Annotated in this window: 15 protein-coding genes; 11 read left to right on the plus strand and 4 right to left on the minus strand. The window is 74.6% G+C overall.

Features of this window, described 5'->3' with window-relative positions; all coding sequences use genetic code 11:
• Positions 1 to 12: 12 nt before the first annotated feature.
• Together J1M41_RS01250 and J1M41_RS01255 are read right to left on the minus strand one after the other, a co-directional pair.
• A complete protein-coding gene (locus J1M41_RS01250) occupies positions 13 to 1,479 on the minus strand; it encodes a UDP-glucose/GDP-mannose dehydrogenase family protein (RefSeq protein WP_036312925.1) in 1,467 nt (488 codons plus the stop codon).
• Between the two features lie 122 nt (positions 1,480 to 1,601).
• The gene (locus J1M41_RS01255; RefSeq protein ID WP_078026043.1) at positions 1,602 to 2,378 is read right to left on the minus strand and encodes an IclR family transcriptional regulator; all 777 of its coding nucleotides are present in this window, start codon (positions 2,376 to 2,378) and stop codon (positions 1,602 to 1,604) included.
• A gap of 228 nt (positions 2,379 to 2,606) precedes the next feature.
• On the opposite strand from J1M41_RS01255, the gene leuC reads away from it, so the two are divergent.
• The 6 genes from leuC to J1M41_RS01285 all read left to right on the plus strand — a co-directional run bounded on the left by leuC (position 2,607) and on the right by J1M41_RS01285 (position 9,096).
• Entirely contained in the window at positions 2,607 to 4,061 is a 1,455-nt protein-coding gene (leuC, locus tag J1M41_RS01260; RefSeq protein ID WP_036312922.1) for a 3-isopropylmalate dehydratase large subunit, read from the plus strand.
• Between the two features lie 3 nt (positions 4,062 to 4,064).
• Complete coding sequence (gene leuD / locus J1M41_RS01265) at positions 4,065 to 4,670, plus strand: 3-isopropylmalate dehydratase small subunit (protein WP_010078962.1); 606 nt, start codon at positions 4,065 to 4,067, stop codon at positions 4,668 to 4,670.
• Between the two features lie 172 nt (positions 4,671 to 4,842).
• Positions 4,843 to 6,171, plus strand: a complete 1,329-nt coding sequence (gene murA, locus J1M41_RS01270) for a UDP-N-acetylglucosamine 1-carboxyvinyltransferase (RefSeq protein WP_206450977.1) — start codon at positions 4,843 to 4,845, stop codon at positions 6,169 to 6,171.
• Between the two features lie 5 nt (positions 6,172 to 6,176).
• The gene (locus J1M41_RS01275) at positions 6,177 to 6,926 is read left to right on the plus strand and encodes a 1-acyl-sn-glycerol-3-phosphate acyltransferase (RefSeq protein WP_235186481.1); all 750 of its coding nucleotides are present in this window, start codon (positions 6,177 to 6,179) and stop codon (positions 6,924 to 6,926) included.
• Positions 6,923 to 7,960 (plus strand): NAD(P)H-dependent glycerol-3-phosphate dehydrogenase, encoded by a 1,038-nt coding sequence (locus J1M41_RS01280; protein WP_036382068.1) that lies wholly within the window; start codon positions 6,923 to 6,925, stop codon positions 7,958 to 7,960. Before J1M41_RS01275 ends, J1M41_RS01280 begins: the two co-directional genes overlap by 4 nt.
• Positions 7,957 to 9,096 (plus strand): D-alanine--D-alanine ligase family protein, encoded by a 1,140-nt coding sequence (locus J1M41_RS01285; protein ID WP_192593159.1) that lies wholly within the window; start codon positions 7,957 to 7,959, stop codon positions 9,094 to 9,096. The genes J1M41_RS01280 and J1M41_RS01285 overlap by 4 nt, the downstream gene beginning before the upstream one ends.
• Before the next feature lie 17 nt (positions 9,097 to 9,113).
• On the opposite strand, the gene J1M41_RS01290 is transcribed toward J1M41_RS01285, so the two are convergent.
• Complete coding sequence (locus tag J1M41_RS01290) at positions 9,114 to 9,593, minus strand: DUF3515 family protein (protein ID WP_206450978.1); 480 nt, start codon at positions 9,591 to 9,593, stop codon at positions 9,114 to 9,116.
• Between the two features lie 89 nt (positions 9,594 to 9,682).
• Here J1M41_RS01290 and J1M41_RS01295 point away from each other — a divergent pair, with 89 nt between their 5' ends.
• The 4 genes from J1M41_RS01295 to rsmD are packed head-to-tail and all read left to right on the plus strand — an operon-like array spanning position 9,683 to position 14,593.
• The gene (locus J1M41_RS01295; protein WP_095347298.1) at positions 9,683 to 10,807 is read left to right on the plus strand and encodes an LCP family protein; all 1,125 of its coding nucleotides are present in this window, start codon (positions 9,683 to 9,685) and stop codon (positions 10,805 to 10,807) included.
• A complete protein-coding gene (locus J1M41_RS01300; RefSeq protein WP_206450979.1) occupies positions 10,804 to 11,844 on the plus strand; it encodes a DAK2 domain-containing protein in 1,041 nt (346 codons plus the stop codon). Before J1M41_RS01295 ends, J1M41_RS01300 begins: the two co-directional genes overlap by 4 nt.
• Positions 11,834 to 14,026 (plus strand): ATP-dependent DNA helicase RecG, encoded by a 2,193-nt coding sequence (locus tag J1M41_RS01305; protein ID WP_206450980.1) that lies wholly within the window; start codon positions 11,834 to 11,836, stop codon positions 14,024 to 14,026. The genes J1M41_RS01300 and J1M41_RS01305 overlap by 11 nt, the downstream gene beginning before the upstream one ends.
• Positions 14,027 to 14,029: 3 nt before the next feature.
• Positions 14,030 to 14,593 carry a 16S rRNA (guanine(966)-N(2))-methyltransferase RsmD gene (gene rsmD / locus J1M41_RS01310; protein WP_098093094.1) on the plus strand — a complete coding sequence of 188 codons (564 nt, stop codon included), beginning with the start codon at positions 14,030 to 14,032 and terminating at the stop codon, positions 14,591 to 14,593.
• A gap of 300 nt (positions 14,594 to 14,893) precedes the next feature.
• Here the strand turns inward: rsmD and J1M41_RS01315 are convergent, their stop codons facing one another.
• The gene (locus J1M41_RS01315) at positions 14,894 to 16,147 is read right to left on the minus strand and encodes an aminotransferase class I/II-fold pyridoxal phosphate-dependent enzyme (protein ID WP_206450981.1); all 1,254 of its coding nucleotides are present in this window, start codon (positions 16,145 to 16,147) and stop codon (positions 14,894 to 14,896) included.
• Positions 16,148 to 16,279: 132 nt separating this feature from the next.
• Between J1M41_RS01315 and coaD the strand changes: the two genes are divergently transcribed.
• Positions 16,280 to 16,762: a pantetheine-phosphate adenylyltransferase gene (gene coaD, locus J1M41_RS01320; RefSeq protein WP_206450982.1), complete on the plus strand. Its 483-nt coding sequence runs from the start codon at positions 16,280 to 16,282 to the stop codon at positions 16,760 to 16,762.
• Positions 16,763 to 16,820: the final 58 nt, after the last annotated feature.

Below are 16,820 nucleotides of genomic sequence, written 5' to 3' on the forward strand. Positions count from 1 at the left end.
TCCGCGGGCGGGTCAGGCCGCGCGGAGGAGTCGCTCCGGGTCGAAGCGGTGGCCGAGGCCGATGACGTCCCACCCGTGCTCGCGCCACGCGGCGACGTCCAGGACGTTGCGCCCGTCGATCAGCAGGCGGGAGGCCACGCGTGCGCCCACGGTGTCCGGATCCATCTCGCGGAACTGGCGCCACTCGGTCAGCAGCAGGGTCAGCTCGGCGCCGTCCACGGCCGCCTCGAGCGAGTCCACGTAGTCGAGCCGCGGGAAGCGGGCGGCCGCGTTGGCATTGCCCTCGGGGTCGTACACCCGGACGTCGGCGCCGGCCGTGTAGAGACGGTTGGCGACGTCGAGGGCGGGGGAGTCCCGGACGTCGTCGGAGTCCGGCTTGAACGTGACGCCCAGCACGGCGATCCGCGTGCCGTTGAGCACCTGCACGCTCGCGGGGGTGGGGGCGGGCCCGGAGGCCTCGGCCCGGCGGATCCGGCCGTCGCGAGCCGCGGAGAGCACCTGCACCGCCAGGTCCACCACGCGGTCACGGCGGCGCAGGTTGATGTCGTCCACCTCCGCCAGAAACCGCATGGTCCGGTCCAGGCCCAGCTCGGAGACGCGCGCCTGGAGCGCGCGGATGTCCTTGGGCAGACAGCCGCCCCCGAACCCCACGCCCGCGTTGAGGAACCGGCGTCCGATCCGCGCGTCGTGGCCGATCGCGTCCGCAAGGGTGCCGATGTCCCCGCCCACGTTCTCGGTGATCTCCGAGAACGCGTTGATGAACGAGATCTTCGTGGCCAGGAAGGCGTTCGCGGCCACCTTCACCAGCTCGGCCGTCTCGAGGTCCGTGCTGATCCACGGGGTGTCGTCCGCGAGCTGCCGCGCGTAGACCCGGCGCAGGATGCCCGCGGCGCGGGGCCCGTGCGTGCCGATGACGAGGCGGTCCGGGGTGAGCGTGTCCCTCACGGCGAAGCCCTCCCGCAGGAACTCGGGGTTCCAGGCGAGCTCGACCTCGCCCGGCAGCCCGGCCTCGGCGCGCACGGTGCGCACGAGCTCGGCCAGGCGGCGCGCGGTGCCCACGGGCACGGTCGACTTGCCGACGATCAGCGCGTCGCGGTCGATCGCCGCAGCGAGGGAGGCGACGGCGGCGTCCACATAGCTCAGGTCCGCCGCGGTCTCGCCCACCTTCTGCGGGGTGCCGACGCCGATGAAGTGGACGTCCGCCCAGCGGGCCGCCTCCGCGACGTCCGTGGTGAAGCGCAGCCGCCCGGAGGCGACGTGGGTGCGCAGCAGCTCGGGCAGGCCGGGTTCGTGGAAGGGCACCTCGCCGCGGGCCAGGCGCTCGATCTTGGCCGGGTCCACGTCCACGCCGAGGACCTCGAAGCCCAGCTCGGCCATGCACGCGGCGTGCGTGGCGCCCAGATAGCCCGTGCCGATCACGGACAGCCGCGGCGCGGCCTCCTGCTCGGCGGGGGCGGCGGGCGCGGTCGTCTCGGTCACGGCGGACTCCTCGGTGGTGCGGGGGCGGCGGTCGGGGACCTGGCTGACGCTAGGCCCCGCGGGTGAACGCGGGAAGAACGGGGTGTCTCGGCGGCGCGTCCCGTCGGTGGCGCGGGCGGGCCTCAGGCCTCGCCGGCGCGGATGAGCTCGGTGAGCCGCGTCGCGGCGGAGACGACGGCGTCCGCGTGCAGCCGGCCCGGCTGTCGGGAGAGCCGCTCGAGGGGGCCGGAGATCGAGACCGCCGCGATGACGCGGCCGCTGGGACCGCGCACCGGCGCCGACACCGAGGCGACCCCGGGCTCGCGCTCGGCCAGGGACTGGGCCCAGCCGCGCCGCCGCACCGCCGCGAGGACGGTGGGTGTGAACACGGCGCCGGCCAGCCCCTCGACGAGCCGCTCGTGGTCCTCCCAGGCCAGGAGCACCTGCGCGGCGGAGCCGGCCTTCATGGACATGCGAGCGCCCACGGGGATGGTGTCGCGCAGGCCCCAGGGCCGCTCCGCGCTGGCCACGCACACGCGGGAGTCCGCCTGCCGACGGAACACCTGGGCGCTCTCGCCCGTGGCGTCGCGCAGCCACAGCAGCACCGGGCCGGAGGCCGTGGTGAGCCGGTCCTCGCCGGCGGCGGAGGCGAGCTCGGCGAGGCGGGTGCCCAGCACGTAGCGGCCCTGCAGGTCCTTGCCCACCATGCGGTGGTGCGTGAGGGCGGCCGCGAGCCGGTGCAGCGTGGGCCGCGCGATCCCGGTGGCGATGACGAGCTGGGCGAGCGTGGCCGGGCCGGACTCGAGCGCGTCAAGGATCGCCACCGACTTGTCCACCACGCCGACACCGCTGGGATGCCGGTGGAGCGAGGGGCCGATGAGGTCGTCCTCGGTGGGCGGGCGCACGGGCTCGGTGGTCATGGGGTGATCGTAGTCGTCTCACTGCGCGGACGGCCGGGGATGTCGGCGCGCGACGTGCGCGACCGGGCCGGCCTCCGCCGCGTCCGGCATGTGAGACGACATCTCACGATATGGAATATCGCGCCGCGTGGTCGAGAACAGCCCCGCCGCGCCCCACAGTGGTCCGTGAGCACCGGCGCCCCGCGCCGGGCGACGACTGACAGGTGCGTGAGCAGGAAGGTGCGGCACATGACGACGGCGACGACGCGGCCCAGGACGCTGGCCGAGAAGGTCTGGGACGAGCACGTGGTGGTGCGCGGCGAGGGCGAGGGCGCCTCCCGCACCCCCGACCTGCTCTACATCGACCTGCACCTCGTGCACGAGGTGACGAGCCCGCAGGCCTTCGAGGGGCTGCGTCTGGCCGGGCGTCCGGTGCGTCGGCCCGACCTGACCATCGCCACGGAGGACCACAACACCCCGACGCTGGACATCGACCAGCCGATCGCGGATCCCACCTCGCGCACCCAGATCGAGACCCTGCGGGCCAACTGCGCCGAGTTCGGCGTCCGCCTGCACCCGTTGGGCGACGCCGAGCAGGGCATCGTTCACGTCGTCGGCCCCCAGCTGGGCCTGACCCAGCCCGGCCTCACCGTGGTCTGCGGCGACTCCCACACCTCCACCCACGGTGCGTTCGGCGCCCTGGCGTTCGGCATCGGCACCTCCGAGGTCGAGCACGTCCTGGCGACCCAGACCCTGCCGCTGAAGCCCTTCAAGACCATGGCGGTCACCGTGGACGGCACGCTGCGCCCGGGTGTGACGGCCAAGGACATCATCCTCGCGGTCATCGCGAAGATCGGCACGGGCGGGGGCCAGGGCTTCGTGCTCGAGTACCGCGGTGAGGCCATCCGGAACCTCTCCATGGAGGGCCGGATGACCATCTGCAACATGTCCATCGAGGCCGGCGCCCGCGCCGGCATGGTCGCCCCGGACGAGACCACCTTCGCCTACCTGAAGGGACGGCCCCATGCCCCCGAGGGCGCCGACTGGGACGCCGCCGTCGAGCACTGGCGCACCCTCGCCACGGATGAGGGCGCGGAGTTCGACGCCGAGGTGGTCATCGACGCGGACACGCTGGAGCCGTTCGTCACGTGGGGCACCAACCCGGGTCAGGGCGTGAGCCTGAACGACACCGTCCCCGCGCCCGAGGACTTCACCGACCCGGTGGCCCAGGAGGCGGCCCGCAAGGCGCTGTCCTACATGGACCTGGCCCCCGGCACGCCGATGAAGCAGGTCGAGGTCGACACCGTCTTCATGGGCTCGTGCACCAACTCCCGCATCGAGGACCTGCGGGCGTTCGCCGAGGTCGTCCGGGGCCGGCGCAAGGCCGAGGGGCTGCGCGTCATGGTCGTGCCGGGCTCGGCGCGCGTGCGTCTGCAGGCCATGGACGAGGGCCTGGACAGGGTGTTCGAGGACTTCGGGGCCGAGTGGCGGTTCGCCGGCTGCTCCATGTGCCTGGGCATGAACCCGGACCAGCTCGCCCCGGGGGAGCGCTGCGCGTCCACCTCCAACCGCAACTTCGAGGGCCGGCAGGGCAAGGGCGGACGCACCCACCTGGTGTCCCCGGTGGTCGCCGCGGCCACCGCCGTGCTGGGCCGCCTCGCCAGCCCGTCCGACCTGCCCGCCCTCACCCTCCAGGAGGCCTGAGCCATGGAGAAGTTCACCACCCACACCGGCGTCGGCGTGCCGCTGCGCGCCTCGAACGTGGACACGGACCAGATCATCCCGGCCGTGTACCTCAAGCGGATCTCCCGCACGGGCTTCGAGGACGCCCTGTTCGCCGGCTGGCGCCAGGACCCCGACTTCATCCTGAACACCGAGCCGTTCAGCGGGGGCACCGTGCTCGTGGCGGGCTCCGACTTCGGCACCGGCTCCTCGCGCGAACACGCCGTGTGGGCGCTCAAGGACTACGGCTTCCGCGCCGTGATCTCCCCGCGCTTCGCGGACATCTTCCGCGGCAACTCCGCCAAGCAGGGGCTCGTCGCGGCCCAGGTGGAGCAGGAGGACGTCGAGCGCATCTGGAAGGAGCTGGAGAACCGTCCCGGGACCACGGTCACCGTGGACCTCGTCACACGCACCGTCGAGTGCGGGGATGTGACCGCCCCCTTCCAGATCGACGACGACACCCGTCGCCGGCTGCTCGAGGGCCTGGACGACATCGCCGTCACCCTGGGGCACCAGGCCGAGATCGATGCCTATGAGGCGGACCGCCCCGCGTACAAGCCCACCACCCTGCCGGCCCGCACGGCCGGCTGACCGGCCGGCGCCGGGAGCGCACCATTGCCGCGCGTGCCCGGCGACGCCCTATGCTGGGAGTCGATTCCGGGACCGCCCGCCGCACACGGCGGGCGGTCCCGTTCAGAGACCTCCCCGCTCCGGCGGAGTGGCCGAGACCGTGGCCCTGCGGCCGCGCTGAGGAAGGACGCGCATGGCGAAGCTCTTGACCATCCATGGCGGCAAGCCGCTGACCGGTGAGGTGACCGTGCGCGGCGCCAAGAACCTGGTGCCCAAGGCCATGGTGGCCGCCCTGCTCGGCAACTCGCCGTCCGTGCTCCGGAACATCCCCGAGATCAAGGACGTGGACGTCGTCAGCTCCCTCCTCGAGATCCACGGCGTGTCCGTGGAGTGGGACAAGGAGACCGGGCGGATCACGATGGACCCGGCCGGGGTGAAGTCGGCCCTGACCGCCGAGATCGACGCCCACGCCGGCGACTCGCGCATCCCGATCCTCTTCTGCGGCCCGCTCATGCACGCGATCGGGGAGGCCTTCATCCCCGACCTCGGCGGCTGCAAGATCGGCGACCGCCCGATCGACTACCACCTGGCCGTGCTGCGCAACTTCGGCGCCGTCGTGGACAAGCGCCCGGGCGGCATCTCCATCTCCGCCCCGAAGGGCCTGCACGGCGCCAAGCTCGAGCTGCCATACCCCTCCGTCGGAGCCACCGAGCAGGTGCTGCTGACCGCCGTGAAGGCCGAGGGCATCACCGAGCTCAAGGGCGCCGCCGTCGAGCCGGAGATCCACGACCTCATCGCCGTCCTGCAGAAGATGGGCGCGATCATCACCGTGCAGACGGACCGCACCATCCGCATCGAGGGCGTGAGCGAGATGTGCGGCTACAACCACATCGCGCTGTCCGACCGCAACGAGTCCGCCTCGTGGGCCTCCGCCGCCCTGGCCACCCGCGGGGACATCTACGTCCGCGGCGCCGAGCAGCGCGACCTGACGGCGTTCCTGAACACCTACCGCAAGATCGGCGGCGAGTTCGACGTCGTCGACGACGGCATCCGGTTCTGGCACGCCGGCGGCGACCTCAATCCGCTCGTGCTCGAGACGGACGTGCACCCCGGCTTCATGACCGACTGGCAGCAGCCCCTCGTGGTGGCGCTGACCCAGGCCAAGGGGGTCTCCATCGTGCACGAGACCGTGTACGAGAACCGCTTCGGCTTCACCGACGCCCTCGTGCGGATGGGCGCCTCCATCCAGCTGCACCGCGAGTGCCTCGGCTCCGTGCCGTGCCGCTTCGGTCAGCGCAACTTCCTGCACTCGGCCGTGATCTCCGGCCCGACGCCGCTGCACGGCGTCGAGTTCGACATCCCGGACCTGCGCGGCGGCTTCTCCCACCTGATCGCCGCCCTCACCGCCGAGGGCACCTCCACGGCGACGGGCCTGGAGATCATCAACCGCGGCTACGAGCACTTCATGGCGAAGCTCGAGGGCCTCGGCGCCGACGTCGAGCTGACCGAACGCGACCGGTGAGCGGCGTGGACGCGCAGAGCCCTGCCGCCGCGGGGGGTCGTCCGACGCGTGCCGCGCGGGCCCCCTACGTGATCCCGGGGGTGATCGTGCGACCGGCGATGCGGGCCCTCGTCCGCCAGGTGTGGGAGGGGACCGAGCACCTGCCCGAGACCGGGGCGATCCTCGCCGTCAACCACATCTCGGAGGTGGACCCGCTCTCCGTGGCCCACATGGTCTACAACCAGGGCCTGCTGCCGACCTTCCTCGCCAAGGCCGAGCTCTGGAAGGTGCCCGTGCTCAAGCAGGTCCTCGAGGCCACCCGCATGATCCCGGTCGAGCGCACCCGCGACGGCGGCCGCTCGCTCGCCGCCGCCCGCGAGGCCGTCGCCACGGGCCGGGCGATCATCGTCTACCCGGAGGGCACCGTCACCCGCGATCCCGACGGCTGGCCCATGGCCGGGCGCAACGGGGCCGTGCGCCTCGCCCTGCAGACCGGCGCCCCGCTCATCCCCGTCGGTCAGTGGGGCATCCAGGAGCTGCTGCCGTACGGCGGCCGCTCCCTCCGCGTCCTCCCGCGCAAGACCGCCCGGATCCGGGTCGGCGCGCCCGTCGACCTCGCGGACCTGCGGGACCGCCCCGTGACGGCGGGGACCCTGCGCGAGGGCACCGGCCGCATGATGGCCGCGATCACCGACCTGGTCGCCGAGCTGCGCGGAGAACCGGCCCCGGAGGGCCGCTGGGATCCCGCGACCGGAGCGCGGGTGATCGGGGCATGAGCGATCCGCGCACCGTCGCCGTCCTCGGGGCCGGCAGCTGGGGGTCGGCCTTCGCCCGCGTCCTGGGCCTGAGCACCAGCCCCGAGTCCGCCCGCGCGTCCGAGATCGTGATGTGGTCCCGGCGGGCCGAGGTCGCCGAGGCCATCACCGAGCGACACGAGAACCCCGAGTACCTGCCCGGCATCACCCTGCCCACCTGCGTGCGCGCCGTCACCGACGCCGCCGAGGCGGTCCGGGGCGCCGGCGTCGTGGTGGTGGCCGTGCCCGCGCAGCACGTGCGCGAGACGCTGCGCACCGTGCGCGCCGACCTGGCCCCGGACGCCGTCGTGGTCTCCCTCGTCAAGGGCCTCGAGCGCGGCACCGACGCGCGGATGTCGCAGGTCTGCGCGGAGGAGCTGGGCCTCAGCCCGGACCGGTTCGCGGTGGTCTCCGGACCCAACCTCGCCCTCGAGATCGCGCGCGGCGAGCCCACCGCCACGGTGGTCGCCTCGGCCTCGCGCGCGACGGCGGAGCGCATCGCCGCCCTCACAGCCGGCCGGACCTTCCGGCCCTACACGAACACGGACGTCGTGGGCGTGGAGATCGGCGGCGTGGTGAAGAACGTCATCGCGCTCGCCGTGGGCATCTGCGACGGGCAGGGGCTGGGGGACAACTCCAAGGCCTCCGTCATCACCCGGGGCCTGGCCGAGACCACCCGGCTGGCCGTCGCGCTCGGCGGCGACCCGGCCACCATGGCCGGGCTCGCCGGCCTGGGCGACCTCGTGGCCACGTGCGCCTCGCCCCTCTCCCGCAACCGCACGGCCGGCCGCCACATCGGCACCGGCCTCAGCGCGGAGGAGGCGGTGGCCGCCATGAGCCAGACGGCCGAGGGCATCAAGTCCGTCTCCGCCATCGTGCACGCCGCCCGCGCCCACGGTGTGGAGATGCCCATCAGCGAGCTGATGGACCGGGTGGTCGCCGGGGACGTGGCCGTGGACCGCCTCGCCGAGCTGCTGCTCGCCCGTGACCTGAAGTCGGAAGGACGCACCGCATGACCGCCATCCCCGCCCCGGAGGCCGCTGCCGGCGCGCGTCCCCGCGTGCTCCTGCTCTTCGGCGGCCGCTCGAGCGAGCACCCCATCAGCTGCGTGACCGCGGCGGGTGTGCTGCACGCGGCCGACCGTCAGCGCTGGGACGTCGTGCCGGTGGGCGTGGCCCGCTCCGGCCTGTGGTCGCACGATGAGCTGGACGTGGCCTCGTTCCGCCTGGACGGCGGCGCCCTGCCGGAGGTGCCGGAGCCCGAGGCCCCGGTGAGCCTGCGCGCCCTGCCGGACGGCACCGTCGAGCTGACCGCGGCCGACGGCTCCTCGCTGGGCCCGGTGGATGTCGTGTTCCCGCTGCTACACGGCCCCTGGGGCGAGGACGGCACCCTCCAGGGCATGTTCGAGTCGCTGGGTCTGCCCTACGTGGGCTGCGGCGTGCTCGCCTCCGCGGTCGGCATGGACAAGCACTTCATGAAGGTCGCCTTCCAGGCCGCCGGCCTCGAGGTCGGCCCGTGGGAGACCATCACCGCCCGCGACTGGGCGCGCGATCCGGAGGCGGCCCTCGCCCGCGCCGGGGCGCTCGCCTACCCGCTGTTCGTCAAGCCCGCCCGCGCCGGCTCGTCCTTCGGCATCACCCGCGTCACCGAGCCCGCGGGTCTGCGCGCCGCCGTCGAGGAGGCCCGTCGCTTCGACCCCAAGGTCGTGGTGGAGGCGGGCATCGTCGGCCGCGAGATCGAGTGCGCCGTCCTCGACGGGCACGGCGCCGCCGCCCCGCGCGCCTCGCTGCCGGGGGAGATCGTCGTGGCCCACGACGAGGGCGAGACGCAGTTCTACGACTTCGAGTCGAAGTACCAGGACACCGGCAGCACCCAGCTGTCTTGCCCGGCCGAGCTGCCGGGGGAGGAGATCGAGCGGCTGCGCGCCCTGGCGATCCGCGCCTTCGAGGCCGTGGACGGGTCCGGCCTGGGCCGCTGCGACTTCTTCTTCACCCCGGACGGGCGCTGGGTGGTCAACGAGATCAACACCATGCCGGGCTTCACGCCCATCAGCATGTACCCGGCCATGTGGGAGCGGACGGGCCTGTCCTACGACGATCTGATCTCGGAGCTGCTGGACCTCGCCCTCGAGCGGGGCGTCGGCCTGCACTGACGCGGCCCGCGCCGGTCTCAGCCGACGGGTGTGGCGTCCTGCACGCCGACGCAGCCGCCGCTGGGCTCGATCTGCGCGACCGCCGAGGACAGACCCACCATCACGGTGTCCGAGCTGGCCTGGTCCTTGCCGAACAGCACCTCCACGGCCGGGTCACGGCCGTAGGTGGTGATCCGCCAGTTCTCGTCCTCGTCCCGGATGACCCAGTCGATCCCGTCCACGGAGATGCAGCGGTCCGTGGTGGGGCCGGGGACCTCGGCGCCGCAGCGCAGGACGACGGCGGCCGGGTCGCCCCACACGGCCGTCGCCTGGCTGTCGGTGGGGCGCAGGTCGAGGTCGCCCAGGGCGTCGGGCATGGCCACCATGGTCGGGGCGCATGCCGGGTCCGCGGCGTGGGGCGCGGCCTCCACCGTGGCCACCCGTCCGGCGCAGGCCGTGGCTCCGAGGGCGATCGCGGTCAGGAGGGGCACGAGACGACGCAGGCGGCGGGATTCCATCCGCCCAGGATACGTGCGGCGCCGGGACCCGCGGGGGCCCGTGCCCTAGCATGGGCGGGACCGTTCCCGTCCCCGCCTCAGGAGCCCACGTGAGCAGCACCGCGGACCCCCGCCCCCGCCCCCCGCAGGAGGACGTCGCCGTCGGGCGGCGCCGTCGTCGTCGCCGCCCGTGGCTGATCGCCCTGGCGGTGGTGCTCGTGGCGCTGCTGGCCGTGGGCATCGCGGCGGCGGTGTACGTCGGCGGGATCGCCCGGATCATCGACCAGGACACCCAGCGCTTCGACGGCGGCGCGTTCCCCGCCGAGTCGGGCCGCCCGGGTGCCGCGGGGGCGTCCGCCCAGCAGCCCACCGCGCCGCCGCCCGGCATGGACGCGGACCAGGCCGCCGAGGGCGCCCAGGGCCCCGTCGCCCCGGACGCGGACGAGAAGGCGGACGAGCAGGCCCTCGACGTGCTGCTCGTCGGCGAGGACGCGGGCGCGGAGGGCCGTGACTCCGCCGGCCGGTCGGACACCCTCATGTGGGTCCACGTGCCCGGGGACCGCAGCGAGATCCAGGTCATGTCCATCATGCGCGACATGTGGGTGCCGATCCCGGGGCACGGGGACCACAAGGTCAACGCCGCCTACCAGTACGGCGGCATCCCGCTGACGGTGGCCACCGCGGAGAACATGTTCCAGGCACGCGTGGACCACGTGATCGCCGTGGACCTCGCCGGCTTCAAGGGCCTCGTGGACGCCCTGGGCGGCGTCAGCGTGGACAACCCCAGCGCCTTCGTCTCGACCGGCGGCATCGACTTCCCCGCGGGCACCGTGCAGATGGACGGGGACAAGGCCCTGGCCTACGCGCGGGAGCGGTACAACCTGCCGCGCAGCGACTTCGACCGCGTGGAGAACCAGCAGCGCCTGGTCAAGGCCATCGTGGCCGCGTTCCTCTCCCGCGACACCCTCTCGGACCCGAGCCGCGTGCAGGCCGCCGTCGAGGAGTTCGCCCCCTTCCTGACCCTCGACGACGAGCTCGACTCGAGCACCCTCGCGAACCTGGCGTGGTCCCTGCGCGACGCGCGCGACGCCCCGATCGTGACCAGCACGGTGCCGTCCGTGGGCGTGGGGTACACGGACACCGGCGAGGACGTCGTGTGGCCGGACTGGGCGGCGATCGCCCGCCTGGGCGAGGGCATCCGCACCGGCACCCTGGGGGAGGCCGTCGCGCAGTGAGCACGCCGTCCCGGCCGTCACTGGTACGGCACTGGCTCGCGCTCGCGGAGGAGCTCGTGGGCCGGGCCGCGCCGCGACTCGACGCCCTGAACCTCTTCCCGGTCCCGGACGCGGACACGGGCACGAACATGCTCGCCACGCTGACGGCGGCCCGCACCGCGGCTGACGCCTGCCCCGCACAGGACGACGTCGGCGCCGTGCTCGCGCACGCGGGCGCGGCCGCGCTGGACTCGGCCCGGGGCAACTCGGGCATGCTGCTGGCGGTCAGCCTGGCGGGGATGGCCGAGCCCCTGCGCGGCCGGGAGCGCGTCGACGCGTTCGCCCTGGCGGCGGCGTTCGGAGCCGCCGACCGGGCCGCCCGGCAGGCCCTGTCGGATCCGCGCGAGGGGACGATCCTCACGGTGCTCTCCGCGGCCGCCCGCAGCCTCGCGCGCTCGTCCACCCAGGCCCCCGACACCCCCGCGGTGGCCGGGGACGCGGACCCGGCCGTGCGGCTCGGCCCGGCCGTGACCGTCATGCTGGCCGACTGCGTGCAGGCCGTGGAGGAGACCGAGTCGTTGCTCGCCCCGCTGACCCGGGCGCACGTCGTGGACGCCGGTGCCGTCGGGCTGCTCTGGGTGTTCGAGGCGCTGCGCTCCGTCGTGACGGGCACGCCCGTGGACGAGGAGTTGGCCACCGCGCTCCCCGGCTACGTCGAGGGCGCCCACGCCGCGGAGGGCGAACCCGCCGCCGAGGCGGAGGCGCCGATCGAGGGGGCCGTCGAGGTGATGGGCACCCTGACGCTCACCCCGCTCGCCGCGGCCGAGCTGCGCCGACGGCTGGCCGACGTGGGGGACGCCGTGATCCTGGCCCCCCTCGGGACCGCCCGTGACGCGCAGGGCCGGGTACCGTGGCGGGTCCACGTGCACGTGCCCCGCGCCGAGGACGCGATCGGCCCCCTGCGGGCCGCCGGCGACGTCGAGGGCCTGACCGTCACCGACCTGGCCGGGCCGTCGCACGGCGACGACGCCGCACCGGACGGGTGCCATGGCCGCTGAGGCCCCCGTCACCGACCTGCCCCTGTCCGAGGTGCTGGGCGGGAAGCTGCCCGCCCGCCTCGAGAAGGAGCTCGGGCTGACCACGGTCGGGGACCTGCTGGACCACGTGCCGCGCCGCTGGATCGAGCGCGGCGAGCTCACCCCCATCGCCGCGCTGCCGCACGACGCCGAGGTGACCGTCGTCGCCGTCGTGGAGTCGGTGACCACGCGGCGCATGCACAGCCGGCCCGGTTTCATCGTGGACGTCACCGTCGCGGACCCGTCCGTGGCGGGCGTGCCGGGGGCGAGCCTGTCCATGGCCTTCTTCAACGGCCACGACGCCCGCCGCCGCCTCGCCCCCGGGATGACCGCCATGTTCCAGGGCCGCACGACCGAGTATCGCGGCCGGATCACGCTGAACAACCCGGACTTCGCCCTCCTGGACGACGACGTCGCCCCGGGGGAGGTGGACGTGCGACCGGTCCCGCTCTACCGGGCCACGGGGAAGCTGCCGTCGTGGACGGTCCGCTCCGCCGTCGCCCGGGTGCTCGAGACCGTCGACCTGGGACGGATCCCCGAGCTGCTCACCGAGCGGATCCGCGCGGAGGCCGCCGCGGCGCTCGACCTGGACGCGCCGCTGCCGGGCACCGCCCAGGCGTACCGGGACCTGCACGCCCCGCACGACGTCGCCGCCACCGGCCCGGCGCGGACCGCGCTCGCCCTGCGTGAGGCGCTGCTCGTCCAGGCCGCGCTCGCCTGGCGCCGGGACCGGGAGCGGGCGGTGCCCGCCGTGCCCCGCCCGCCGCGGCCCGGGGGCCTGCTCGAGGCCCTGGACGCCCGCCTGCCGTTCGCGCTGACTCCCGGCCAGGTGGCGGTGGGGGAGCAGCTGTCCGCCGAGCTGGCCCGGGACGCCCCGATGAGCCGGCTGCTGCAGGGGGACGTGGGCGCGGGCAAGACGCTCGTGGCCCTGCGGGCGATGCTGCAGGTCGTGGACGCCGGCGGCCAGGCCGCCCTGGTGGCGCCCACCGAGGTGCTCGCCGCGCAGCACCACCGTGCCCTGCTGCGCCTGATGGGCCCGCTCGCCGAGGCCGGCACCCTCGGGGCCGGCGACGGCCCGGCCACGAGGGTCGCGCTGGTCACCGGCTCGCTCAAGACCGCCGCGCGCCGCGAGGCGCTGCTGGCCCTGGCCTCCGGTGAGGCCGGGATCGCCGTGGGGACGCACGCGCTGCTCTCCGAGAAGGTGGGCTTCGCCGAGCTGGCCCTGGCCGTCGTCGACGAGCAGCACCGCTTCGGCGTGGACCAGCGCGAGGCCCTGCGGCGGGCCAACCCCGGCACGCACCTGCTCGTCATGTCCGCCACGCCCATCCCGCGCTCCGTGGCGATGACGGTGTTCGGCGACCTGGACCTGTCGGTGCTCGAGGGGCTGCCGTCCGGGCGTCAGCCGGTCACCACGCACGTGGCGCGGATGGCCCACGGCCCGCGCGTGATCGGCCGGGTGTGGGAGCTGATCGCCGAGCACGTGGCGGCCGGCCACCAGGCGTTCGTGGTGTGCCCGCGCATCGACCCCGACGACGCCGACCCGGGCCACGCCAACGTGGAGGAGATGACACCCCGGCTGCGGGGTCTCCCGGCGCTGGCGGGGCTGCGGATCGACGCCGTGCACGGGCGCATGGACCAGGCCGAGCAGGACGCGGCGATGCAGGCCTTCGCGCGCGGGGAGACGGACGTGCTCGTGGCGACCACCGTCATCGAGGTGGGCGTGGACGTGCCCAACGCGACGGTCATGGCGATCCTCGACGCCGACGACTTCGGCCTGTCCACCCTGCACCAGCTGCGCGGCCGCGTGGGCCGCGGGCCCGGGGCGGCGGTCTGCCTGCTGGCCACGCGCCTGCCGGACGGGCACCCGTCGCTGCGCCGGCTCGAGGTCCTGGCCCAGGAGCAGGACGGCATGCGCATCGCGCAGGAGGACCTCGCCCAGCGCGGTGTCGGCGACGTGCTCGGCGCCGCCCAGTCCGGGCTGGCCTCGGGGCTGCACCACGTGGACGTCATCGCCGACGCCCCGCTGATCGCCGTGGCCGCCGACGCCGTCGCGCAGGTCATGGCGGCCGGCCCGGGGCTCTCCGCCCACCCGGCGCTCGCCGCCGAGGTGGCCCGCTGGGAGGCCGAGCACCTCACCGCCGCCGACTACCTCGAGAAGGGCTGAGCCATGTCCCGCATCATCGCCGGCGCGGCCGCCGGGCGGCCCCTGACCGCCGTCCCCGGCACCGGCACGCGCCCCACCACGGATCGCACCAAGGAGGCCCTGTTCTCCTGGCTCGAGGCCCGCGACTGGCTGGACGGGACGGCCGTGCTCGACCTCTACGCCGGCTCCGGCGCCCTGGGGTGCGAGGCCGCCAGCCGCGGAGCGGCATCGGTGCTGCTGGTCGAGCGGGACCGGAAGGCCGTGACCGCGTGCCGCGCGAATGCCGCGCTGGTCAACCGGGCGCGCGGGGCCGACGTCGTGCGCGTGCGCGCCGGGAGCGTGGAGCAGGCGCTCGCGGCGGACACCGCGCCCGTGGACCTGATCCTGGCCGACCCGCCGTACCCGGTCGCTGGCCCGCCGCTCGAGGCGGTGGTGGAGGCGGCGGCCGGGCGGCTCGCCCCGGGCGGGCTGCTCGTGCTCGAGCGGGCGGCCCGGGACGCGGCGCCGCGCCGGCCGCGCGGCCTCGAGGAGGTCGAGGTGCGCGTCTACGGCGAGACCGCCCTGTACCTCTGGCAGGACGAGCGCTGACCCCGCCCACCCGCTTTCGTTCGGGAAACGGCGGCGTCTCGGCCCGTTTTCGTTCGGGAAACGGCGGCGTCTCGGCCCGTTTTCACTGGGGAGACGGGAGGGCGGAACGGACTGGGCTCAGTACCGAACCGCGAGCACGGCGGCCGCCGTTTCCCGAACGAAAATGCTCCGAGGGCCGCCGTTTCCCGAACGAAAATGCTCCGGGGACCGCCGTTTCCCGAACGAAAATGCTCCGGGGTCCGCCGTTTCCCGAACGAAAGTGCTCCAGGGCCGCCGTTTCGTCAACGAAAGCGTCGGGGGTCAGGCCGCGCGCAGCCGCGGGGCCGCCTCGGCCAGGCGGCGCATCGCCTCGTCGATCGCATCCGGGGACTTGCAGAACGCCAGCCGCAGCCACGACCGCAGGTGGCCCCCGTCCGGGCGGCAGAGCGCGCCCACGGGGATGCCGGTGACGCCGGCCTCACGCGTCCACTGCACCGCGGCCTCGGCCGCGTCCGTCACACCCCACGGGGCCAGGTCCACGACGACGAAGTAGCCCGCCGCCGGGACGACCGGGTCCAGGCCCGCCTCCCGCAGGCCCGCCACGAGCCGATCCCGGGCGTCGCGGTACCGCTCGCGCTGGCCGGCGAGGTGCCGTTCGGCGTCGTCGGTGGGCAGATAGGCACCCAGCGCGCGCTGGAAGGCGGGGCCGGAGGAGTAGGTGAGGAACTGCTTGACGGAGCGCGCGGCCCCGACGAGCTCGGCCGGGCCGGTCAGCCAGCCGACCTTCCAGCCGGTGACCGCGAACGCCTTGCCCGCGCTGGAGACCGTCAGGGCGATGTCCTCGGCGCCCGCGACCGAGCGCAGGCTGACGTGCTCGCCCTCGTAGACGAGGTGGTCGTAGACCTCATCCGAGAGGATCAGCACGCCCCGGGACCGGCACAGGGCCACGAGCTCCTCGAGCAGCTCCCGCGGATAGACCGCGCCCGTGGGGTTGTGCGGCGTGTTCACGATGAGCAGGCGCGTGCGGTCGGTCATCGCCGCGGCCACCCGTGCCGGGTCCGGCAGGAAGTCCGGCGCCTCCACCGGCACGCTCACGTGCCGGCCGCCGGCCAGGGCGATCGTGGCGGCGTGCGAGTCGTAGAACGGCTCGACCGTGACGACCTCGTCGCCCGGGCGCACGAACGCCAGGACCGTCGCGGCGATGCCCTCGGTGGCACCCGTGGTGATCATGACCTGCGTGGCGGGGTCCTCCGTCACGCCCCAGTGGCGCCGGCGGTGCTCTGCAACGGCCCGCCGCAGCGCGGGGTCGCCCGTGCCGGGGGCGTACTGGTTGGGGCCCGCCAGCACGGCGTCGGCCGCCAGCCGCAGCAGCGCGTTGGGGCCGTCGGCGTCGGGGAAGCCCTGGCCGAGGTTCACGGCCCCGTGCTCGACGGCGAGGCCCGTCATCGTCTCGAACACGGTGGGCACGGGGCCGGCGTCACCGAGCAGGCCCGCGGCCGCCGCCGTGCGACGCCACGGCGCGTCCACGTCGACGTCGTGCGGTGCTGCCCCGGGGGTGGGCTGGGTTCCGTCCATGGCCGCACTGTACCCATCGCCGCGGACCGCACACGGCGGCGCACGCCGCGCCCGGCAGGACCGCGACGCGCCGGGGCCGGACCGGACGGGCGTCCGTCGCCGCCCGGCGCGGCCCCCGCTAGGCTGGCACCCATGCGTCGTGCCGTCTGCCCTGGTTCGTTCGATCCCCTCCACAAGGGGCACGTCGAGGTGATCGCGCGAGCCGCGAACCTCTTCGAGGAGGTGGTGGTCGCCGTGTCCTCCAACCCGGCCAAGACGTACCGCTTCAGCGTGGACGAGCGCATCGCCATGATCGAGGCGACGGTGTCGTCCCTCGCCGGCGTCGCGGTCCGGCCCATGGGCCCGGGCCTGCTGGCCGAGTTCTGCCGGCAGATCGGTGCGGACGCGATCGTCAAGGGACTGCGCGGCGGTGCCGACCTCGAGTTCGAGGCCCCGATGGCCGCGATGAACCGCCACCTCACCGGGGTCGAGACGGTCTACCTCCCGGCCGACGCCCGGTACACCCACGTGTCCTCCTCGCTCATCAAGGAGGTCCATGGACTCGGTGGCGACGTCGCCGAGTTCGTCCCGGCCGCGGCCCGCGCGTCGCCGGCCCGGCTCAGAGCCCGGCGGTGAACTCCCGGAGCCAGGCCCGCAGGTCGGCCCCGAGGTCCTCATGCCGCGTCCCGAACCC

It is taken from the genome of Micrococcus sp. KRD096, assembly GCF_017168495.1.
GTDB classification, from domain to species: domain Bacteria; phylum Actinomycetota; class Actinomycetes; order Actinomycetales; family Micrococcaceae; genus Micrococcus; species Micrococcus luteus.